The organism is Streptomyces sp. NPDC050619, from assembly GCF_040654815.1.
Lineage (GTDB): Bacteria > Actinomycetota > Actinomycetes > Streptomycetales > Streptomycetaceae > Streptomyces.
Window position 1 is genome coordinate 244,998 of the sequence record NZ_JBFAIR010000013.1, and the last position, 20,841, is coordinate 265,838.

Sequence of the window (20,841 nt, forward strand, 5' to 3'; positions counted from 1 at the left end):
CCGTGTCTTGAGACGTCGTCACAAACGTTCATGATCGCGATGGCCGCCCTCATGCCCTCACCCGCCCCGACAAGGCGCCGACCAGCACAGGCGCCAGAACTACAGCTGCCGTGACTGACAACGCTTGAGCTGCCTATTCCATAGAGGGCTGGCCGGAATACGGCGGGAACAGGCGACCGCAGTAAATGCGGGTTCCTGGCCTTGTGCGGGAGGGCCCACCCACCACCATGACGAGCAGCCCGGCGACCAGCACGCACTGGGCGCTCCACAGGCTGCCGTCCTCCTGGGCGTCCGCGACCTGTTCGTCCCGGTCGGTGACGGTCAGGTCGCTCAGCTCCGCGGCCCGTTGGTCGAGCGGATACAGGGTGACACCGTCCACGATGCCCGCCCCCGCCGGCGAGTCGCCGGGTGCCATGGGCGAGCTCCCCGCCTCGGCGAGTGACCACACCGGGGGCATGGCCTCGGGCTCGGGCTCGGGCTGACCGCACATGGTGGCAGGCCGGGGAAACGTACTCGGCTATCGGGGCCTGCGCCGGGAGCGCGAGTCGACACGCCTGCGTTCCCCGACCACGGTGACCCGGCAACGTTCATCGATGGCCCGTCGTCAGGAGTGGGAGTAGGAGCAGGAGGTTGGGCCTGCAGCGCGGCGAGGCATCACTCGACCTGCTGCCGGGCAATGGCCAACGCCGCGTCCCACCCGAGCGTCTGATACGGCGTACACGACAGCCCGCTTCCCGCACAGATGCCCATGCCGTGGAGAAGACTCCACGCCCCGGCGACCACTACCGCCTCATGGAAGAGGTGCTCCGAGGCTGCCCCGCAGTGGGTCTGCCCCGCAGTGCGGGGACGACGCCGCCAGGGCGCGGTCGGCGTGCGCGCTCATCGAGCTACCCCCGCGGGTGCGGGGACGACACTTCTTGAGCTGCAATGCGTGTCAGTCGCGGTCGAAGTCAGGCAGGAGCTCATACGTGTGCTGGCGATGACCGCGGTCACCCCACATGGTCGCGCTCGCCGCAGCGATACTGCTCGAGCCCTACAGACACGACGGGTCACCGGGCGAACAGTTCAACATCACCCGAATTCCCCTGACTACGGCGTGCCGTTCCCGATCCAGCTCTGTGAACACCGGATGCACTCGCACCGCGGGTGGGACCCCTCCGCGGTGTGTCCCTGCCACAGCGCCAGAGCCTCGATAGAGAGCGGAACGCCCAGCTCCGGCGTGCCGCTTTCTGTGGCCAGGCGGGCATCGGCGCCAACGGCCGGATGCACAGGAGGTCAGGGAGTCCGGATCGGCTTCCATGCGGTAGCCACCGGCGCCGCGCAGCAGCCACTGCCCGGACGCTTGCAGCGGGAGACCCGGCTGCAACTGCCTGCGCAGCAGCCCGATGTGACGATAGACCAGGTGAGCGCGCCGGCCTGTGGGGCGTCGCCCCACAGGGGCGTCGACGATCTGTTCGACCGCAAAGGGCTGTCCGGGACCGTCCCCGCTCGGGTTTCCGCCGGCATCGGACCTCCTTTTGGTCACGGCCACCGCATGGAGGAGTCAACTGGCTACCGCCCCTTCGTACCGCGGCACTTCGCCGGGCAAGCTCGCCGCTCGTGGCGTTCCTATTCCGGAGTGATGTTGTGGTTGTTCACCCGGAAAAGATTGCGAGGGTCGTACTGCCGCTTCAGCCGTCGCAGCCGGTCGAGGTCCTCGGCGGTAAACACGTGCTCGGCCCTGTCATCGCGGCCGGCGAAGTTGGTGATGGTGTGTCCCGTGGCCCAGGGCTCCAGGCGCTCGACCATCTCGCGCAGTACGGTGATCCCGGCGTCGACCACCTCCGGCGGTCCGAAGGTGACTCCCCACACGTTGAACACGGCGTCCCGAGCGGCGATGGGGCTCGCCGCAGACGGCCGCTTCGCCAGCGCGCCGCCCAGGTGGCGGATCTCCAGGGCCGTGACCGGGCTGCCCACGATCAGCCGGGCGTTCTCCACAAGCCGGTCGACGGCCTCGGCCGGCAGATCGGTCAGGGCGGTGCTGTGCTCCTCGTACGGAGCCGGATCGGCCGGGTCGGCATGGACGACGTCGAACTCGCTGTAGGGGTGGCGGCCCACCGTGTCGGAAACCGCGGGGCCTATGGCCCGGAAAGGCGCGATGAGCTTCTCGGCCTCCTCGTCGGAGCCGAGGTGGACCACCCGAACGTGCGCGACGAACCTACCGCGCAGCAGCTCGGGGACCTCCGGGATGGGCGGGAGGTTCAGCAGCGCCACCGAGCAGGTGAACCCGTCGGGTGCGTTGCGGACGACTTCGGGGAAAGCCCGCAGTACGGCCTCTACGTCCTCGGCGGCGTAATGGATTCCACCGCCGTAGAAGGAGGTGACCGGGAAGAGCTCGATCTCCAGCTCGGTCACGACACCGAAGTTGCTGCGTCCACCACGCAGGCCCCAGAACAGTTCCGGTTCCGTTTCCGCTGACACGCGACGCAGCACGCCGTCCGGGGTGACCACTTCGATGGACAGGATGTGATCGGCGGCCCAGCCGTGAGTCCGGCCCAGGAACGGACTCAGACCGCCGCCGAGGGTGAAGCCCACAGCTCCCACAGTCGGGGACGCCCCGTGCAGGGGCGCCAGTCCGGCCGTCTGGGCGAGCTCCACGACGTCCGATACGCGCGCACCGGCTCCCACGCGGGCCACGAAACGGTCGGCGTCGATCTCGACCGCGTTCATTTCGCCGGTGGTGATGAGCAGGAAGCCGTCCGCCAGCGGGAATGGCTGATGCCCGGTGGCCATGACCCCGACGGGCAGATCATGCGCGGCGGCGAAAGCGACCGCAGCCTGCACATCGGCAGTCGTAGAAGCGGCGACAACCAGACCCGGTCGATGCTGCGAAAGCAGGTTGAACCCCGCCACCGCTGCCGAGTAGCCAGCGTCATCCGGGGTGAACACCGATCCGGTGATCCGGTCATCCAGCTCGGTGACGTCAGCCTCTGTGGGGACGGTCCGCCCCTGGTTCTCGGTCATCTTGCAGTTCCTTTCGTTGTGCATGTGGGCCGGTGGCAACGGATCTGTGCCACCTGGGTCATGGGTGCCGGATACTCGTGGGCAGGTTCAGACGTGACGGGGGCAGAAGCTGCCGAAGCCGTTCTTCGTGGCGGCGATGGCCGGTCGCTTCACCAGGGAGCCGTCGGGGACGACCGCAAACCACTCTTCGTCCAGCCCCTGGCCGTTGGCGACTTGATGTCGCCGCAGACCTCGTCGCCGGCGTAGTACAAGAGCCAGTCCTTGTAGGACACCTGCGTGGCGCCTTCCGCGCGCTTGACTTGGTTGATCAGGGAGGCGTCGGTCTCGCCGAGCTCGGTATCGGCCACCTGCGCCTTCACCCGCTGGGCGTCGGCCGATGACTTCTCACCGTCGTCCCCGCCGCCGCAGGCGATGAGGGTGAAAGGGCCGAGAGAGGTGAGGGAAGCGAGCAGAACGGCTCGGGTATGCATGATTCTCCTGAGAAGACGGCGCCGCTGCGCGGCGGGGAGGTATGCCTCCGAAACGGCTCCTGCTCCGAGGACCAAGTGCCGTCGGATGCTGCTACGGGGCGTATCCCAAGCCGGTTCACAGCCTGGCGGCCTCCTCGGACCACCGCACAGCGGGGCAGGGGCCGCGCTGCTCTGCCCCACTCGCGACGCCGAGAGCACAGCGCGAGGGTGTGCTCTGGATGCATCGCTTCGTGGGCACCGCAACCGGCACTGGGGCGCCTCCACGGACTCCCCGGTGACGCGCTGTTCTCGCTGCCCCGGCCTCTGACGTGTCCTCGCTGCGGCCAGGATCCGGGTGATCAGGTTTCGGCGGCGGCCTGGGACGCGGGCACTGCGGCGAGAGTCTTGAGGGCCTGCCAGTCCACACGCGGCCGCGGCAGACCACGCCCGCGCAGATAGGCCTTCGTCGTCCGGCGAACGGTACGCAGCAAGCGGACCTGGCCGCGTGGGCTGCCGTCGCCCGACAGCTCGATCACCCGGTGTGGCACAAGCAGCCAGTCGCCGTCGTCGGACTGCCGCAGCTCACCCCGCACCAGTGCGTTGTAGAGGTCGGCGAGGCGGTCATCGTGGCGGTGCACGAGGAGAGTGGCCGGACCGGGTACGACGTCGCAGTCGGCGGCCGGTTCGACCAGGAACCCGTCGGGCCTCGCCACCGTCCGGGTCCGCATGAGCAGCGGGGCACCGTGGGCGTCCCGGGCGCCGAGCACGGCGGTGGGGAAGCCGGCGAGAATACCGGCGCCGGGCAGGGAGCTCGTCCGGCCTGCCGCGTCGCCCCGGTCACCGGGCGGCGCGGTCAGAGGCGCGCGGGTGCGCACCTCGGTCGGGCTGATGGTGATCTTCAGCCGCAGGTAGTACCAGTCCATGAGCCAGCGAGCGGGCCGGTCCACATAGCGTCGGCTGTCGGGCTGACGATCGAAGAGCATCGACCAGTACGCCTCGTCGCCCGAGGGTGAGGTCACGATCTGCTCCGGACACACCGCAATACCCGGCATGAACACCTCTTGAGGGGCGTCCAGCCCGCTGCCGGTGGGATCGGAGAAGAGCATGGCCACCCGGCCGTCACGACGAACGTTCAGTGCCTTCTGGGCGAAGCCGAGCGACGTGGTGACGAGAAACGTGCCGTCGTCGCGGCGAAGGGTCGCCGTCGGCCAGGCGATCGGTGTGCCGTCCCGGGCAAGAGTGACGAACTCACAGGTCCGGTAGGCGTCGACGGTCTCGCCCACCGCCTGTTCGAGAGGTATCACGCGCGCAACCTAACTATTTTTCAGGTGAGTTGGGAAAGAGACGCAGGTGGGTGTGTGGCATTTCCGCACCGGGAGCCGGTCACCCGCGGGTGATCGGCGCGATCCAGCGGCTCGGCTCGTGCTCGCGTCCGATCTCGGGAAGCTTGGAGGTGGCCACAACGCCGAGCACGCCCAGGGCGGCCAGGGTGACGAAAAGCACCTCATAGCCACCCAGCATCAGGAGTGCGGGCGCGGCGAACGGCACGAACGACCCCGGCAGTGTGTTGGCGATGTTGATGATCGCAAGGTCCTTGCCCGCGTCGTCCCTGCTGGGCAGCAGCCGTACGCACAACGCCAGATCGACGGCGACAAAGGTTCCCAGGGCGACTCCGATGGCAGCCGACGCCACGTAGATGAGCGCCATGTCCTGGGCCCCCGCGAACAGGACGAGCGCTGCGGCCGCCATCACGCCGGCGAAGACCACGAACGGCTTCTGCCGCCGAAGCATGTCGGAGAGACAGCCGGCGACCACACTGGCGGCGGCAACGCATCCGATGGTGAGCACGGCGAGCTTCAGCACGGTGCCTCCGATCTCCTGCTCGCTTATGCCGAAGCGATCCATGAGGAAGAAGGTGCTGTAAGTGCTGGATGCAAAAGCGCACATGATCAGGAAGCGGACGAGCCATGCCCATCCGAACGCCGGGTGGGTCCGAGGGCTGAACCAGAACGTCGAAGCAACGGTCCGTAGATTCAGCGGTGGCTTCGGCATGCTGCTTCGCGGATCACGCAGCAGGAGGGCGGCAACGGTGCTCGCCCCGATGGCGAAAAGCGCGATGGCCCACCACTGAGCGGCGCTTCCCCCCGGGAACGCGTTGGCAAGTGACAGGCCGACAAGCGGCCCCGTGGCTGCGGCCATGCCGACAATCCCGGATACACGCCCTCTGCGGCGCTCGGCGACCTGGTCCGCGACGAGGGCACTGTTCGCGGCGTCCTGGAAGCTCGCGACCGCCTGCACTCCGCACCACAGCAGCACGACCTGCCAAACCTGAGTCGTGAGAGTCACGCCGATCAAAGCGAGCGCGGCCAGCAGGGAGCCGGTGATGATCCAGGGACGGCGCCGGCCGAACCGGACACGGGTACGGTCCGAAACCCGACCGGCGATGGGGGTGAACACGAGAGAGACAAACGCGCCAAAGCCCGTGACGATCCCGAACGCGGTGGTCGCCTCGCCACCCGCGATGCCCTTGAGGTGCAACGCGAGCAGCAGTTGGAGCGGAGTGCTGAGCGCGACGTGGAAGCCGAACTGAGACAGCATGATTGCCGGCACGAACCGGCGCAGCGGAGTGACACCGTCGCTTGGTCTTGCGACCGGCGTCGTTATGAGTTGCTCCGTTGCCATGGTGCTTCCTTGCTGTGGAGGGTTTCCAGTGGGGAGGGACATGCGCCGGCCGTCATGGCCGGGTGAGGCCGAATCCGTCAGCCGCCATGCACGCCATAGCGGACTGCACGCTCGACTGCGCCGGCCATGGCCTGCTGCCCTTAGGTGTTGGGGTGGGCAGGCGCGAACGACTGTGCAGAAACAAGTGGTTCGATCCAGCGCTACCCGGCGGGTCGGCACATGTCATGGCCGATCGTCGGGGTGTACGTGTCGATGTAGCGTGCGCCGCCCGCGTGCGCCTGACTGGCCGGCATGTCGTTCAGCTTCTTCTCGGTGTCCCGCAGGCAAGCGAAGTCGCCGGCGGCGAGCGGCACCGTGGCAGCCGTACAGCCGACGCCGTTGTCCGGGAACAGATCGGGATGGCCGACCACGACAACCTTGGCCCGGGGAGCCCGCCGACGGATCTCCTGCAAGGAGCTGGAGATGTTGGAAGTGATGTTGTTGATCTGCTCGGCCGGCTGGTCGGTGCCATCACCGGTGAAGAAGGCCTGACACGGGTTGCCCGTGGGGTCCGTGGCCGCCGGCTTGGCACAGGTGGCGGGATTGTTGGAAAAGCCCAGGTCCTTGCCGCCAACAGTCACCGTGACTACGTCGGTCCGACGGGTGAGTGCTTCGACCTGAGGTGTAAGCGAGCCCTGTGATCCCGTCAACGCAGCTGTCCTAGCAGGAGAACAGCTCACGTCGGTCAACCGCCACTTCTTGGAAGCGGCGAGAATGGAAGGATAGTTCTGATCCGACCGGGCACAGGAGCTGTCGACCTGGTGGGAATGCCGGGGCCTGGCGCGTACGAGTCGCCCGGCGCAACGTAGTCCACGACTCGGTTGGCTGAAGACGCGGCGTTCGCCGGTCCCACGGCACCAACCGCAGCAAGGGCCAGCGCGGACAGGCCACGACGGCGCCCTGCAACACACTGTGCTTCCCGGAAGGAAGCTTGATCTTCTTGTTCACTCATGTCCATTCGTCAGGCCACTCAGGATCGTCACCGACCCCCGCACCGGTCACGGCGATTGCACTTCATCGACATCCCGTTGCTACGTGTCGCGGCTTGGGGTGGTTCACTTTCGCCTTCAACTCCCCCTCATCAATACGGCGATGGGCAGTGAACCGCTGAGCCCTCACCCACGTAGAGCGGCATAGTCGGGAACACACCCCCCGTTGCCGACCGCTCCGCGCCCCACGGCCGGTGTGGAGGGTTCGCCGCGTGGTATAGAGCGGGTCGCTCTTGCGTCCGCGGTGCCCGTGGACGGCCAGTTGGACACGTCGGCGGCATCGGTCGAGTGCGTCGCCGGCCAGACGCACGACGTGGAATGGGTCCATGACCGCGACCGCGTCGGGCAGTTCCTCGCCGGCGGCGGTCTTGAACCCTGTGAAACCGTCCATCGCGACAACCTCGACGCGGTTGCGCCAGGACTCTTCGCGTTCGGCGAGCCACGTCTTGAGAGCCTGCTTGGAACGGCCTTCGACCATGTCGAGCAGCCGGGCAGTGACGGTGCCGTCGCGGTTGCCGGTCAGGATCGGAACCGTGGAGTTCAACTCCTCCACGCTCTACCGCTACGCCGTCCTCGGCGTGCACCAGCTGCGCGAGAACCTGACCTCGCCGGACAGCACCCGCCAGGCCGCCGTCCGGTTCGTCGACGCGTTCACCCGCTCCATGCCCACCGGCCACCAGAACTCCTTCGCCCACCGAACCCTGCCCCACCTGGTCCTGGTCACCGTGCGCACGGACCAGCCCGTCAATCTGGTCTCCGCGTTCGAAGAGCCCGTCGCCGGCCACAGCGGCCTTGTCGCGGAGTCCTGCGCACGCCTGGCCGGTGAGCTGGCCTCCGTGGGCCGTACCTGGGGCAGCCCCCCTGCGCGCACGCTGGCCACCTACGCCGTCGAGGGCGGCAAGGCCGGCGAGGCCTTCGGCCCCTCCCTCCCCTTCTCCGCTCTGCTGGACAGCGTGGACGGTGTGGTCGGCACCTGGCTGGCCGACGGCCGCCTCCCGCTGACCGAGTCCGCGCAGGCCGGTGCGTGATGGCATCCGACCAGGCCGTCCTCGTCCTCCGGCTGGCCGCCCCACTGCAGTCCTGGGGCGGGCCCTCACGCTACAACCGCCGCGACACACAGCCCCGGCCGACCAAGTCCGGCGTCCTCGGCCTGCTCGCCGGGGCAGAGGGCCGCTCTCGCGAAACGCCGCTGACCGACCTGCTGGGCCTGCGCCTGGGCGTGCGCGTCGACCAGCCCGGCAGCCTGCTGCGCGACTACCACACCGTCAGCGACCACCGCGGCCTGCCGCTGCCGTCGGCGAAGGTCGACAACAAGGGCGTGCAGAAGAAGACCAGCCCCGCTAAGTACACCGGCGTCACCCAGCGCTACTACCTGCAGGACGCAGTCTTCACCGCCGCCCTGCGCGGACCCCTCCCCCTGTTGCAGGACCTCGAACACGCCGTACGCCACCCCGTGTTCCCGCTCTCGCTGGGACGCCGCTCCTGCCTGTCAGCCTCGGCCTGCACCCCCACGACGATCTGGACAGCGTCCTCGCCTCCGTTCCATGGCAGGCGTCCCCCCACCGGCGCCGGCAGATCCGCACCCCGCACGTGACACTGGAAACCACCGTCGAGGACCCCACGGCCGACCACCTCGTCGACGACGTCCCCGACACCTACGACCTCAAAACCGGCACCGTCTTCGGCCGGCGGGCCGTCCGGCACCTGTGGGTGACACTCCCCACCGGCCGCTCCACCCCCACAGACCCCGACCGCGTCAGCAGCACCGGCACCGGCCACGATCCGTTCGCCCTGCTGGGCTGGTGAGGAACATGCCCTACCTGTCGAAGATCGCTCTCAACCCGCGCCGCCGCAGCGCACTCGCCTTGCTGTCCAACCCACACCAACTGCACGCCGCCGTCCTCGCCGGATTCGCCGTCCAGCCGGTCACCGAACGCGTGCTGTGGCGCCTGGACAGCAATACCGCCCACCGGGCCGACATCCTCGTCCTCACCGACAGCCGCCCCTCCTGGCACCACCTGACCGAACAGGCCGGCTGGCCCGGCGGCGACGGAAGCGAGCCCCTCATCGCCGACTACACGCCCCTCCTCGAACGCATCACCCTGGGCAGGGAATTCGCCTTCCGGCTGACCGCCAACCCTGTCCAGTCCGTGCACCGGCCCACCAAGCCCAGCGCCGAACAGGCGGCCCGCCTCACGCCCGGCGCCGAACCCTCCGACGCAACCCGCAGGCCCCGCGGTTTCCGCGTCGCCCACCGCACCGCCGACCAGCAACTCGGCTGGCTGCTCACCAGAGCCGAACGCCACGGCTTCACCATCCCCACCGCAGCAACCACCCCGCCCGCACCCGGCCTGAGTACCGACGGCACCTCCCCGGCCGCACCGCCCGCCGTCACGCTGATCGCCCGCGACGTCCTGCGCTTCCGCAAGCGCACCAACGGCCCTCGCGTCACCATCTCCACCGCCACCTTCCAGGGACGGCTCCGCGTCACCGACCCCGACGCCCTGCGCACTCCCCTGCTGACCGGCATCGGCCCCGCCAAGGGCTACGGCCAAGGCCTGCTCACCCTCGCCCCGCTCCCGGCGGAGACCACACGCCCTTGAACGCTGGACACATCCACCTTGGGCTCACAGCCACGTGCAGTGAACCGTCCAGGGACCACTCGCGTTCGGATAAGCGACCGCCGGCCATACGCATGAGAAGTCCCGGGCCCAAGAGGCCGAAGCATCAGCGCGAACAAAGGAACTCAGTTGAATTTGCGTTCACTTGTCCCGATCCATCGGAATGAGAGGGATAACCACGCCTCCCCGGAGGGGGCGCCCGAGGAGACGAGCACGTCATCGCTTTCACGGAGAGGTGTTCTGGCCGCGTCCGTCGGGGCTCTGCTCGCCGCAGGATGCACCAACGGTGAACAACAAAACGCCGGCGACAGTCCCAGCGAAGGAGATACCGCCGAAGAACCGTCCGGCAAGCTGGGAGCCAACTTCAACGAGCACGCCGACAGCGTGACATTCGACGAACTGCGTGGTCTCTCCGCGAGCTGGCTTCGGGGATTCGTCCCGATGCCCGAGGTCAAGGCCGACGCCTCGCAACAGCGCGCCGTCAAGTTGCTCATCGACGCACATGACCAGGGCTACGGCACGGTGCTCTCACTGAAGTTCCCGTTCCACCACCAGCCGATCCCCCGCCCGGACACTCAGGCCATGACCGCGGAACTCACCCGGGTCGACAAGGTCCTGCAAGCCATTCTCGACACCGTCGACGTGCTGACCATCGGCAACGAACCGTTCATCGAGAGCCGTCCCCAGGACATCGACTCGGACGCCATGAACACGTACTACGAGACCGTCGCGGCGCACGTCATCGCCTACCGGAAGAAGCACTTCCCCTCGGGCTGCCGGACCCGCCTCTACATGGGAGCACTGAACCGTCTCGGCCAGCCGGACGAACGGACAAGGGCCACCGCCCGCTGGCTGTCCTTCACACAGGGGACCCCGGAGATCGAAGGTGTCGACATCCACCCCCATGTAGCCGCTCCGGAAAAGGTTCAGCCGTTCCTCGACTACATACTGCCCCGGCTCCGTAAGGACCAGAAGTTCCTGGTCACCGAGTTTTCCCTGATCCACCTCTGGAAGGAGCACCTGAAAGACACCATCCCCGCCGAGTTCGCGCGCCGTTACGACTTCCCGCCGGTCACTCCGGTCTGGAAGATGATCAGCGAAGCAATCGACCGCCCGGTGCCGGAGGAGCAATGGCATGACTTCCTCGCCATGAGCCCCTGGTTCGAGAACAACAAGCACTTCCTGCGGGACCAGATGCGCCGATTCCGGGACACCGGACGCCTCGCTGTGGCGACATACGGCGTCACCCAGTCCGAGGCCATGGCACGGAACTTCGGTCCGGACAAGCAACCCTGGCTACTGAACAGCCTCTACGCCAACCAGACCGCCGAGCCCCCTCACGGCGACCTGCCGGCCCGCAGCTACGGGTTCTTCGACGACTTCCGTGCCCTCCAGCGGACACAGGACCGCCGGCCGGTGCGAACGCCAAAAGTCGCCACATGAGACACACTGCCGAGCGACTTGCCGTCCGGGACCGGAACAGGGTCCCGCAGGAGCGCCCTTCTCTTCTCTCTCGAAGTGGCTGCGGAACATCCGATCCCGACGGATGGCGTCCCGTACGCGGCACCAGGCACATCCTCAATGTGCTCGACGTCCTGCACCGCGACCGCCTCCCCCTGCGCATCCACGACGGCGCCTTCTCCACCATGGGCCTCACCGCCCGCCACCCGCGCACCGGAGAGCTGCTGTCCACCGTGAAGTTCATGGTGTAAACCCTCGACGCCGCCGGCGATCTCCAGCGCGATCTCCAGCGGGAACTGACCTACGACGGGCTGCGGGCCGCCGAGGCCAAGGGCAATAAGGGTGGTCGACGGCCGACTGTCACGGGCAAGACGATCGCCGACGTGCGCGCCGCATACCTCGACGGCCGGACCATCGCCGCCCTGGCCCGCGAGCACGGCGTCAGCCGCGGCGCCGTTCGCACGGCCGTCACCGACCTCATGCCCGAGCACGCCGCAGCCGACGAAGGCACCACGGCCCCGGAACTGCCCGTCTCCCTCGACATGCCCGGCAAGGTCGCCGGCTTCCTCCGCGCCACCGAGCTGGACGACGCCGAGCGGGCCGCGCTCAACCACGGCGTGACGGTACGGCGCTGCCAGGGCTACACGCTGCGCGTCACCACCTCGCCCGCGGTCCACCGCCAACTCCTCGCCCGCTGCCAGCCCCTCGACGGGGCCCAGGGCACCCCGGCGGTCCCCGCGCAGCGCAAGGCCCGCGGGAGTACGAGAACCGCACCAACACCCTCGTGGCAGACGTCCAGCGCCGAGCAGTCAGCGCCAGCCCACAAGGCTCATCCCGTGGCGGGCCGGCACATCTGGGCCATGCCCCCGCTTCAGATGCAGATGACGATCTTTCCGCGTGTGCGTCCGCGCTCGGCGTGCGCGTGCGCGTGGGCGTGGGCGTGGGCGTGGGCGTGGGCGATTTTCTCCAGGGGGTAGGTCTGTTCGATACGGGTGTGTAGCGACCTTGCCGGCCCAGTTCCGCGGCCGCGGACAGGAGGGTGGAGTCGTTCCGCGTTGACCACATGCGTGCCCAGACGCTGCCCGCCTGCGTGGTCCGCTACCGTCGCGACGCGCGTCAGGTCGCCCGTGATCGCGACGAGGTCGTCCAGCGAGCCGGAGGCCGCGGTGTCGAGCGCGATGTCGACGCCGTGCGCAGCGAGTGCGGTGAGGCGCTGTGCGAAGCCGGGGCTGGATGTGGTGGGAACGGCGCCGAGAGAGGTGAGGAACTCGTGGTTGCGTTCGCTGGCTGTCCCGACTCGGAGTCGCGCCGGGAGACAACCTCTCCTGCTGACCTGAGCGCCTCCGCACCCCCGCACGCACCGCTCAAAGCGATGCCGCGGGGGTGCGTGAACCCAAGGACATGGTCATGTCCCGCGGGGTGGTGTAGTCACGGCAGCTGTTTCGATTCCGGTTGTGGGGTGATCTGCGGTTCGGGTTCGGTTGGCATGGTGGTGAAGAGTTCGGCCATGGAGGCTTCGGAGAGGTAGCGGCGGTCGAAGACCTGCCATTCGTCGTGGAGTTCGGCCAAGACTGCGGCGGCGAGCCGGTCCAGGGCGGCGGGGTTGGGGAAGACCTGGACGACGTCGGCCCTCCGTTTGATCTCCCGGTCACCCGATCTGGCCCGCGGTCCAGCAGTCCGGCTTGTCCGGCCCGCCGCACGTGGACAGGGCGGTCAGCGTGCGGTGCAGCGCGGCCCGCCGGTCCTCGGGCAACTCGGCCGCCGTGTTGGTCAACTGGTGCGGATCGGCGGCCAGGTCGTGGTACTCCACCTCGCCCGTCGCGTACTCCACGTACAGCTCGTCAGTCGTGCGGATCGCCTTGTACGAGCCCGGCTGCGCGTTGCCCGACCCGGCCACGGCATCCGGATCCCGGGACGCCGTGGCGGCGTGGGAGGTGTGCTCCAGGAATGCCGCGTCCCGGGCCCAGCCGTCCGTTTCGCCGCGCCACAGCCGGGCCATCGACCGGCCGTCGCTCGCACCCGGCGCCACCCCTGCCAGCGACAGGAAGGTGGCGTACATGTCGGTGTTCTGCACCAGTTCCCTGCGGGTCGCCCCTGCCCGCACCCCCGGCCCGGCCACCAGGATCGGCACCCTGGCGTCGTGGTCGTACGGAGTGCCCTTGCCTTGCAGCAGCCGGTGCTCGCCGAGGTGAAAGCCGTTGTCGGAGCCGAAGACGACGTAGGTGTTGTCCGCCACACCCAGCTTGGTCAGGTGCGCTCGGAGCCGCTTGATCATGTCGTTGAGCGACTGCATCATCTGCACCCGCAGCCGGTGGTTGCGGTCGATCGCGGTCTTCTCGTCCGCGGTCAGCGCGCTCTCGCGCAGCCACTGCGGCCCGTCGGCGACGGTGCGGTCGAAGGAGCCGTCGCGCGGCGCCTTGACGTCGTTGCAGTCCACGGGGCCGCAGTCGCCGGCGAAGCCGGCGTCCGGATTCGCCCGGTCGCGGGGCGCGGGTACGAACGGCAGCTTCGCGTTCGGCGCCACCGCCGAGTGCGGGGCGAAGGGGGAGACCTCCAGGAAGAACGGCTGGTCCGCGTGGTCGTTCACCGACCGGTTCAGGAAGGCCACGGCCTTGTCGGACAGCAGATCGGTGAGGTACGTGTCCTGGTAGTGCCGCCGCTTCTTGTTGCCGTCGACGGCCTCCGTCATGGGGTAGTTCATCTGGCCGTAGCCGCCTTGGCCGGCGACGTGCCATTCGTTCCAGCCCGGCGGCACGTAGTCGGCCGGGTAGTCGTAGTCCCAGGCGGGGTCGGCGCCCTCGGGCCGGTATTCGTTGAGGTACTTGCCCATCTTGCCGGTGCGGTAGCCGGACTTGCGCAGTGCGGTGGCGTACGTGCGGTCCTCGTCGTCGAGGAAGGCGCCAAGGCCGCCGTCCCCGAACTGCGAAGTGTTCGTCAGCACTCCGGTGTTGTGCGGCATCCTGCCGGTCAGGCCGGAGGCCCGGGACGAGCAGCACAGGGAGTCGGCGAAGACGTAGTTGGCCATCGTGGTGCCCTGCTGCCGCAACTGCGCCGCCTCGGTCACGTAGCTGAGCAGGTCGGCTGACATGTCGTCGACCTGGATGTAGACGATGTTCGGCCGTTCCGCGGCGGGTCGCTCCGCGTCCCGGGAACCTTCGTCGGCGATGACGGCGGCTGCCGTCACCCCGGCCGCCGTCAGCACCAGGGCGAGCCCGACGACAGCCGCGTTTCTCAGTCGCATACGGATGGGTGCACCTCGCATCTCTCGGTGGTCGCATCGGTCCGTCCGCCGCTCGGCTCGGTACCTCGATCAAAGCAACGGAGCAAGCGGGGAAGGCAATGTCAAGTGGCTCTGCCTCTCCGCCTCTAGGGCATGCCCTGGGCGTAGGAGGCCATGACGTTGGCGACGCCGCACTCGACCACGTCGAGCAACTCGGCCTCTCGCAATGCGCTCACCACAAGCACGACACGGGCACCCTCGTCATGCACGACCCGACGCAGCCGAGCGAGGGCAATGTCGTCGAGGGTGCCGTGGACGAAGATGACCACCGTGCCCGGCTCGTGATCCGACTCCTCGCGAACTTCGATCTCCGGATGGCGGCGCAGCCGGCTGAGCACGCCCTCTCGGGAGATCAGATCCGGGGCATTGACTGCCACGGGGATCTCCCCATGCTGCCTCGGGTGCCCGGACGAGCGACCGCCGGAATCAGCCGTAGGTGCTCCTGCCTGGGGCCGCTGGTGCCCCAGCTGGTGCTCCGGTGACTGCCCGGACATGGTTCGTGCGGCCTCCGGTGTCAGTATGTGTCGAAGGTCCGACTGCCTGCCACCGGACGGTGGCGGTGACTCGACGGCACTGTTCGACGTTGGTTCGGGCTCATGGTCGAGAAGCACCTACGTGTCCAGCGTCCAAGTGGTTCATTTCTGCCGCCGTGCACCCGGCACCCGGTCCAAGTGATCATCCCGGGCATCGGCCCTGCGGCGGCTGAGATCATCATCGCCGAGACGCACCGTCCCCGTCGCGGAAAGCACCAGCTCACCGCGGGTGCGAGACCCCACAGACGCTGTCGGCGCCACCCCCTCGGCTCCGGATACCTCGGAGGTCTCAGTGGACATGACCGTCGTACTTTCTCTCGGCAGTTCGGGCTTGGTTGGTGCATGGCCAGCACGTGCTCGCGCCGCGCACGATTCACCGGCCGCCGGCCCGCGACCCCGGCGTTCGACGCGGCCCGGGAGTTGAACCGTTCGTCCCGACGGCTCGTTGTCCCTCGCGTCAACACCTCGACCGACAGAGGCACCCTCCCCCGAGGTCAGATCAGTCGATTGATCAACACCTCAGCGGCCCATCACCTCACCGCCCCGCTCGGACCACACGACCCCGACAGAGACTCGATGCCGTACACACTCGACGCCCAACTCCTGCAGGCCCAGGCCGACATGCACCCCGCAGGTGACACCCAGCCGCAGCATCCGGCCCGCGGTGACTGGAAGGTGCTGCGCGAGGGCGAGTCCGGTCCCATCTTCCTCGACGAGGACGTCGCCTACGCCGCCGCCTGGCCGCCACCGGCACCTCGGTCGAACGGCACGTCCAACCCGGGCGACCCGCACCCATTCGACCACCTGGCCCCGCAGCCCGACGTCGCCCACCGCACCCGGGCCGGCCGACTGCGCGCTCTGACCAGCTTCTGACCGGTCGGTCGAGAAGGCCCCACCTCACCAAGTCCCCACCTCACCCGAAGAAGGTCATCATGAGCTCTCAGGATCATCAGGATCAGAAGGTCGCCGTCATCACCGGCGCTTCGCAGGGCATCGGCGCCGGCCTCGTCGACGCCTATCGCAAGCTCGGCTACGCCGTCGTCGCCACCTCGCGCACGATCGCCCCCTCCAACGACGCGGGGGTCCTGACCGTCCAGGGTGACATCGCCGATCCCGGCACGGCCGAACGCGTCATCGCCGCCGGCGTCGAGCGGTTCGGACGTATCGACACCCTGATCAACAACGCGGGCATCTTCCTCGCCAAGCCCTTCACCGACTACACCCGGGACGACTACGCCGCCGTGACCGGTGTGAATCTGGCCGGCTTCTTCCGCACCACCCAGCTGGCCATCGAGCAGATGCTCGCCCAGGGCGGCGGCCATATCGTCAACGTCACCACCAGCCTGGTCGACAACGCCGACTCCAACGTCCCCTCCGTGCTTGCCTCGTTGACCAAGGGCGGCCTGCAGTCCGCCACCAAGTCCCTCGCCATCGAGTACGCGACGCGCGGCATCCGTACCAACGCCGTCTCCCCGGGCGTCATAAAGACCCCCATGCACCCCCCGGAGACCCATGAGGCTCTTGCCGTCCTGCATCCGGTCGGCCGGATGGGCGAACAGAGCGACATCGTCGACGCGGTGATCTACCTGGAGAACGCGCCGTTCGTCACCGGCGAGATCCTCCACGTCGACGGCGGCATGAGCGCGGGCCGCTGACCCGCAGGACCTGCTCGCGATGCGTGACAGGCAGGCGGGCTGCGTCAGCGGGTGGTGCCCGAAAGTCTTCTTCCAGGTCGCGGCGGCGTCCTGCTTCTCGGAGTGCGCCAGGACGAGGACACCGTCCAGGTCGGCGATCACCTGCCCGCCCGCGTCCGGTGCCGCTTCACCGGCCAACTCCAGGCATGGTCGCGTACTTCGGCGCGGGCGGTGCGCAGCGCTGCCAGTACCCGCTGCCCGCGCCGGCGCCGGTTCGCTGATCAGCCGGGAGACCGAACCGCACCACTGGAGTACGCGTCACGGCCTGCTGCCCGGCCGCCACCGACACCGAGTACTTCGGTGTCCTCGGCAACGACGAGGAGGCACGTTTCGGCCGCAAGCGGCCGCCGCAGAGTGTCGCACGCGCCGCGCTGCGAGCCGCGGAGAAGGCCCGGCCGCACGTCATCGTGGGGCTGCAGCGGAAGATGTTGGCGCTCTTGCCCCGTCTCCTGCCGCGGGCCGCGACGGCCCGGCCCGGCGAGAGCGCGCTGCGGCCCAGGCACCCGGATCCGTCCCCGAAAAGCATCGGCTGAGAATCACGCCCGCGTCCTTGCCCCGTCTCGCCCTCAGTTCTGTCTCTCCACCGTTCTGTTTTTCCGCTGTCAGCAAGTCGGAAGGTTCCAACGTATGTCCCACACACTCGTCATCGGCGGCTCACAAGGCCTCGGCCGCCATATCGCTGAGCACTTCGCCAAGGAGGGCGGCCGCGTCACCCTCACCAGCAGGGACGCGTCGAAGGCGGAAAAGGTCGCCGCCGAGATCGGAGGCGCGGTCACCGGGCTCGCCGTCGACCTCAGTCGCCCGGAGAGCATCGAACAGGCACTGGCACCGGTGAAGACCGTGGATCAATTGGTCATCACGGCCATCGAGCAGGCGGCGAACTCACTGCTGTCCTTCAGCGTCGAGGACGCGCTGCGGGCGGTGACGGCCAAGGTCGTGGGATACCTGGAAGCGGTCCACACCCTCACGCCGCGCTTCGCTCCCGGAGCTTCCATCGTCTTGTTCGGCGGCCTCGCCAAGGAACGCCCTTACCCGGGCTCCACGGTCGTGACAGCCGTCAACGGCGCAGTCTCGGCGCTAGTACGCACCCTGGCCGTGGAGCTGGCACCCATCAGGGTCAACGCCCTGCACCCCAGCCTCGTGGGAGACAGCCCGCAGTGGCGGGACAGGCCACAGCCCCCTCAGGTGACGCGCACCCCCATCGGACGGCCGGTCACCATGGCCGAGGTGACCGACGCCACCGTGTTCCTGCTGCGCAACACGGGCGTGAACGCCGTGGACCTCTACCTCGACGGCGGCCTGATGGTCAGCTGACGCGTCCTGCCGGTTCGAAGACACACCCCGCGCGGCGGGCGGCCCACGCTCGGCATGTCGGCGTCGCTCCCGCATGGTGGCGATGCACCGGGCCCGATGACCGTGCGCACCCCCGCCGATGTGCCTGGGCACACCGGGGAAGCACAGCCGTGAGGCCGGGCGGCAGCCGCTCGACGCGGGCGGCTGCCGCTCGCCAGGCCCGCATGCCGTCGCGTGGGTCGCTTCGGTTCGCATGCTGCGCTGGTGCCGTACGTACGCGGCCGGAAGATTCCGCCGAACGCCCAGAACACCGCGGGCGGGGCGGGGGCTCAAGTCACGGGCGGCAGACCCGGGCCGGTGGTGCCGAGCGGCTCCCGGGAGATGATCTGCGAGACGGGCCAATCGATGCCCTGGGGCGGCCACGACTGGCCCGTCTTCTGCGGGAAGGAGGCCGGAGGCTCGACCAGCGGCTGCTGGGTGCCCTCGGGGATCATCGTGGCCCAGGTGAGGTCCTTCGTGCGATCGTCGAACTCCGCCCGGATCTGCTCGAGCAGATGGCTGGGTGATGAGGTCGACGGCGGAGGCGGCGAGGTAGCGGGCCGCGGACAGCATGCCCTGGTGACCGATGTTGGTGGTGGCGGCGGAGGTCACCGCCCAGCTGTGGTGGGGCAGTCCGGCCGGGATCGTGGCGACGAGCGCGACCAGGGTCGGCGTCTGCCAGATGACGTCCGCGGTGTCGATGAGTCGCCGCCGTCGGCGGCGAGCGCCGGGGTCAGTCGGCTGGTCAGCCGTACGGCACTGAGGTAGCTGAAGTCCAGTTCCCGCTGCCAGTGCTCGTCGGGGATGGCTGCCGTGCCCTCGACGAATGTGGTGGAACCGCCGCCGGCGTTGTTGACGAGGACGTCGAGTCCGCCTAGTTCGCCGAGGACGGCGTCGGCCCCGGCCTGCGCGCCGGCCACGCTGCTCAGGTCCGCCCGCACGTGCTTCACGCCACGGGCGTCGGGTCGGATGCCACCGGCCGGAACACGGCCGGCTCGGCCCGTAGCAGGCCCACATCGGCCAGGCAGCCTCCGCCCGGGGCGCTTGGGCGGCCCGGTCTCGGCGCGCTGGGTGAACCCGATCCGGGTGGACTTCGTAGTGCCGACGGATGCCCCACTCCGGGGCCTGGGACTGATCATTCGACCGGCCTGCAGAGCCACCTACGAGAGCGAGCGCGGCGTGACCAAAAAGCACCTGCCACTCCGATCGGGACAGCACGTCGTCATCACGGGCGGCTCGTCCGGCCTGGGCCTGGAGGTCGCTCACCAATTGGCGCCCCGCGGCGTCATCCTGACCCTGCTTGCGCGCGACCTCGACAAACTTGAGGCTGCTCGCAAGGAGATCGTCGCCCGGATGCCGGATGCCGACGTCGCTGTCGTCGCAGTCGACGTGGCGGACGGTGTCGCGCTGAACGAGGCGTTCACACGGAGAGCGGCCAGGACAGGCGGCCTCGATGTCCTGGTGAACTGCGCGGGAACCGTCCGCGAGGGCTACTTCGAGACCCTGGCAGACGACGACTACCGAGCCGCCATGGAGACCAACTTCTTCGGGACCGTGAACGCGATCCGTGCCGCGCTGCCCTCGCTGAAGGAGTGCCGCGGCCGGGTCGTCAACATCGCCTCGGTCGGAGGACTGGCCGGCGTCTTCGGATTCACTCCGTACTGCGCCTCCAAGCACGCCCTCGTGGGGTTCACCAACTCCCTGCGCTTCGAGCTGGAACCCCAAGGCGTCACCGTGCAGTTGGTCTGCCCCGGCGAGTTCGACAGCCCGATGGTCGCCGCGCTCGAGACCACCCGAACGCCCGAGAACCGCGTGCAGACGCACGCCATCCCCAAGATCCCTGCGAAGCAGATCGCACGCGAGATCGTCAACGGTATCGATGCCGGCACGGGCGACATCGTGCCCGGCCGCTGGACCCGATTCTTCGTGACGGCCCTCCGGCTCGCTCCGGGCATCTCCAGTGCCATGGTCCGGCGACGCATCGCCGGCGTCTACCAGGGCCCACCGCGCGGACACTGACGTCCATGGAACGGTGCCGCTCCAGCTCGGCCTGGCGGCGCCCGAGCAGTGACAGGCCCGTCGCCTTCCTCCGACTCCGGGCCGACTTCGTACGTGCCGAACGGGCCCGGCTCACCCCGCGCGCCCCCAGCAACATCCCGTCATCCCGACCTTCCCACCCACGCGACCCGAGGAATCACCATGGCCACCATGGACCGTAACGAGAACCCGCCCCACTTCGACGACCTGCGCGCGCTGTTCGTCAACTGCACGCTCAAGCGCTCGCCCGAGATCAGTCACACCGAGGGTCTCGTCGACAAGAGCCGCCCCGTGATGGAGAAGAACGGAGTCACCACCGAGCTGATCCGCGCTGTCGATCACGACATCGCCATCGGTGTCTGGCCCGACATGACCGAACACGGCTGGGAGACCGACGCGCCTGGCCGTCGCTGTACGAGCAGGTGATGGCGGCCGACATTCTCGTACTGTGCGGACCCATATGACTCGGCGACAACAGCTCCGTGTTGAAGCAGGTGATCGAGCGTCTTTACGCATGCTCCAGCAGCCTCAACGAGCAGGGCCAGTATGCGTATTACGGTCGGGTCGGGGGTGCTCTTCTCACCGGGAACGAGGACGGTGTGAAGCACTGCGCCATGAACATTCTCTACAGCCTGCAGCACCTCGGGTACACCATCCCGCCGCAGGCCGACGCCGGGTGGATCGGTGAGGCGGGCCCCGGGCCCTCGTATCTGGATCCTGA

The 20,841-nt window shown here is 68.6% G+C and carries 21 protein-coding genes and 5 pseudogenes; 12 read left to right on the top strand and 14 right to left on the bottom strand.

The window, feature by feature from the left end; translation table 11 throughout:
* Window positions 1–133 precede the first annotated feature (133 nt).
* From AB0I77_RS22900 to AB0I77_RS22930, 7 genes and pseudogenes are all read right to left on the bottom strand, one after another.
* Window positions 134–415: a hypothetical protein gene (locus AB0I77_RS22900; RefSeq protein ID WP_363284497.1), complete on the bottom strand. Its 282-nt coding sequence runs from the start codon at window positions 413–415 to the stop codon at window positions 134–136.
* A gap of 1,193 nt (window positions 416–1,608) precedes the next feature.
* Complete coding sequence (locus AB0I77_RS22905) at window positions 1,609–3,003, bottom strand: FAD-binding oxidoreductase (protein ID WP_363284498.1); 1,395 nt, start codon at window positions 3,001–3,003, stop codon at window positions 1,609–1,611.
* A 149-nt stretch (window positions 3,004–3,152) separates the two neighbouring features.
* The gene (locus tag AB0I77_RS22910) at window positions 3,153–3,473 is read right to left on the bottom strand and encodes a hypothetical protein (RefSeq protein ID WP_363284499.1); all 321 of its coding nucleotides are present in this window, start codon (window positions 3,471–3,473) and stop codon (window positions 3,153–3,155) included.
* A 338-nt stretch (window positions 3,474–3,811) separates the two neighbouring features.
* The gene (locus tag AB0I77_RS22915; protein WP_363284500.1) at window positions 3,812–4,756 is read right to left on the bottom strand and encodes a pyridoxamine 5'-phosphate oxidase family protein; all 945 of its coding nucleotides are present in this window, start codon (window positions 4,754–4,756) and stop codon (window positions 3,812–3,814) included.
* Between the two features lie 79 nt (window positions 4,757–4,835).
* The gene (locus tag AB0I77_RS22920; RefSeq protein WP_363284501.1) at window positions 4,836–6,134 is read right to left on the bottom strand and encodes an MFS transporter; all 1,299 of its coding nucleotides are present in this window, start codon (window positions 6,132–6,134) and stop codon (window positions 4,836–4,838) included.
* A gap of 200 nt (window positions 6,135–6,334) precedes the next feature.
* Window positions 6,335–7,084 carry an SGNH/GDSL hydrolase family protein gene (locus tag AB0I77_RS22925; protein WP_363284502.1) on the bottom strand — a complete coding sequence of 250 codons (750 nt, stop codon included), beginning with the start codon at window positions 7,082–7,084 and terminating at the stop codon, window positions 6,335–6,337.
* 241 nt (window positions 7,085–7,325) lie between these two features.
* Window positions 7,326–7,673: pseudogene (locus AB0I77_RS22930) on the bottom strand (transposase); the annotation flags it as partial.
* 22 nt (window positions 7,674–7,695) lie between these two features.
* Here AB0I77_RS22930 and AB0I77_RS22935 point away from each other — a divergent pair.
* The 7 genes from AB0I77_RS22935 (at window position 7,696) to AB0I77_RS22965 (ending at window position 12,221) form a co-directional block, all read left to right on the top strand.
* Window positions 7,696–8,190, top strand: a complete 495-nt coding sequence (locus AB0I77_RS22935) for a type I-E CRISPR-associated protein Cas7/Cse4/CasC (protein WP_363284503.1) — start codon at window positions 7,696–7,698, stop codon at window positions 8,188–8,190.
* A complete protein-coding gene (gene cas5e / locus AB0I77_RS22940) occupies window positions 8,190–8,756 on the top strand; it encodes a type I-E CRISPR-associated protein Cas5/CasD (RefSeq protein ID WP_363284504.1) in 567 nt (188 codons plus the stop codon). Before AB0I77_RS22935 ends, cas5e begins: the two co-directional genes overlap by 1 nt.
* Window positions 8,753–8,968 (top strand): hypothetical protein, encoded by a 216-nt coding sequence (locus AB0I77_RS22945; protein WP_363284505.1) that lies wholly within the window; start codon window positions 8,753–8,755, stop codon window positions 8,966–8,968. The genes cas5e and AB0I77_RS22945 overlap by 4 nt, the downstream gene beginning before the upstream one ends.
* Before the next feature lie 5 nt (window positions 8,969–8,973).
* A complete protein-coding gene (cas6e, locus tag AB0I77_RS22950) occupies window positions 8,974–9,765 on the top strand; it encodes a type I-E CRISPR-associated protein Cas6/Cse3/CasE (protein WP_363284506.1) in 792 nt (263 codons plus the stop codon).
* A gap of 402 nt (window positions 9,766–10,167) precedes the next feature.
* Window positions 10,168–11,226 carry a hypothetical protein gene (locus tag AB0I77_RS22955; protein ID WP_363284507.1) on the top strand — a complete coding sequence of 353 codons (1,059 nt, stop codon included), beginning with the start codon at window positions 10,168–10,170 and terminating at the stop codon, window positions 11,224–11,226.
* A 140-nt stretch (window positions 11,227–11,366) separates the two neighbouring features.
* Entirely contained in the window at window positions 11,367–11,495 is a 129-nt protein-coding gene (locus AB0I77_RS22960) for a hypothetical protein (protein WP_363284508.1), read from the top strand.
* A 132-nt stretch (window positions 11,496–11,627) separates the two neighbouring features.
* Window positions 11,628–12,221, top strand: a complete 594-nt coding sequence (locus tag AB0I77_RS22965) for a hypothetical protein (protein ID WP_363284509.1) — start codon at window positions 11,628–11,630, stop codon at window positions 12,219–12,221.
* Here the strand turns inward: AB0I77_RS22965 and AB0I77_RS22970 are convergent.
* The 4 genes and pseudogenes from AB0I77_RS22970 to AB0I77_RS22985 all read right to left on the bottom strand — a co-directional run.
* A pseudogene (locus AB0I77_RS22970) lies at window positions 12,116–12,553 on the bottom strand (zinc-binding dehydrogenase); the annotation flags it as partial. The gene AB0I77_RS22965 and the pseudogene AB0I77_RS22970 overlap by 106 nt on opposite strands.
* Window positions 12,554–12,672: 119 nt before the next feature.
* Window positions 12,673–12,894: pseudogene (locus tag AB0I77_RS22975) on the bottom strand (transposase); the annotation flags it as partial.
* A complete protein-coding gene (locus tag AB0I77_RS22980; protein WP_363284510.1) occupies window positions 12,893–14,506 on the bottom strand; it encodes a sulfatase in 1,614 nt (537 codons plus the stop codon). The pseudogene AB0I77_RS22975 and the gene AB0I77_RS22980, both read right to left, overlap by 2 nt.
* Before the next feature lie 104 nt (window positions 14,507–14,610).
* On the bottom strand, window positions 14,611–14,901 hold the full coding sequence (locus AB0I77_RS22985; RefSeq protein ID WP_363284511.1) for a hypothetical protein: 291 nt from the start codon (window positions 14,899–14,901) through the stop codon (window positions 14,611–14,613).
* Window positions 14,902–15,633: 732 nt separating this feature from the next.
* On the opposite strand from AB0I77_RS22985, the gene AB0I77_RS22990 reads away from it, so the two are divergent.
* Window positions 15,634–15,930, top strand: a complete 297-nt coding sequence (locus tag AB0I77_RS22990) for a hypothetical protein (RefSeq protein WP_363284512.1) — start codon at window positions 15,634–15,636, stop codon at window positions 15,928–15,930.
* A 59-nt stretch (window positions 15,931–15,989) separates the two neighbouring features.
* Window positions 15,990–16,712, top strand: a complete 723-nt coding sequence (locus tag AB0I77_RS22995) for an SDR family oxidoreductase (RefSeq protein WP_363111345.1) — start codon at window positions 15,990–15,992, stop codon at window positions 16,710–16,712.
* A gap of 42 nt (window positions 16,713–16,754) precedes the next feature.
* Here AB0I77_RS22995 and AB0I77_RS23000 read toward each other — a convergent pair.
* Window positions 16,755–16,951: pseudogene (locus tag AB0I77_RS23000) on the bottom strand (IS1380 family transposase); the annotation flags it as partial.
* Window positions 16,952–17,378: 427 nt separating this feature from the next.
* On the opposite strand from AB0I77_RS23000, the gene AB0I77_RS23005 reads away from it, so the two are divergent.
* Complete coding sequence (locus tag AB0I77_RS23005; protein WP_363284513.1) at window positions 17,379–18,065, top strand: SDR family oxidoreductase; 687 nt, start codon at window positions 17,379–17,381, stop codon at window positions 18,063–18,065.
* Between the two features lie 308 nt (window positions 18,066–18,373).
* Here the strand turns inward: AB0I77_RS23005 and AB0I77_RS23010 are convergent, their stop codons facing one another.
* The gene (locus AB0I77_RS23010) at window positions 18,374–18,538 is read right to left on the bottom strand and encodes a hypothetical protein (protein WP_363284514.1); all 165 of its coding nucleotides are present in this window, start codon (window positions 18,536–18,538) and stop codon (window positions 18,374–18,376) included.
* A gap of 153 nt (window positions 18,539–18,691) precedes the next feature.
* Window positions 18,692–19,033 carry an SDR family NAD(P)-dependent oxidoreductase gene (locus AB0I77_RS23015; protein ID WP_363284515.1) on the bottom strand — a complete coding sequence of 114 codons (342 nt, stop codon included), beginning with the start codon at window positions 19,031–19,033 and terminating at the stop codon, window positions 18,692–18,694.
* A gap of 229 nt (window positions 19,034–19,262) precedes the next feature.
* On the opposite strand from AB0I77_RS23015, the gene AB0I77_RS23020 reads away from it, so the two are divergent.
* Both AB0I77_RS23020 and AB0I77_RS23025 read left to right on the top strand, forming a co-directional pair.
* Window positions 19,263–20,102: an SDR family NAD(P)-dependent oxidoreductase gene (locus tag AB0I77_RS23020; protein WP_363284516.1), complete on the top strand. Its 840-nt coding sequence runs from the start codon at window positions 19,263–19,265 to the stop codon at window positions 20,100–20,102.
* 180 nt (window positions 20,103–20,282) lie between these two features.
* Window positions 20,283–20,839: pseudogene (locus AB0I77_RS23025) on the top strand (NAD(P)H-dependent oxidoreductase); the annotation flags it as partial.
* Window positions 20,840–20,841 lie beyond the last annotated feature (2 nt).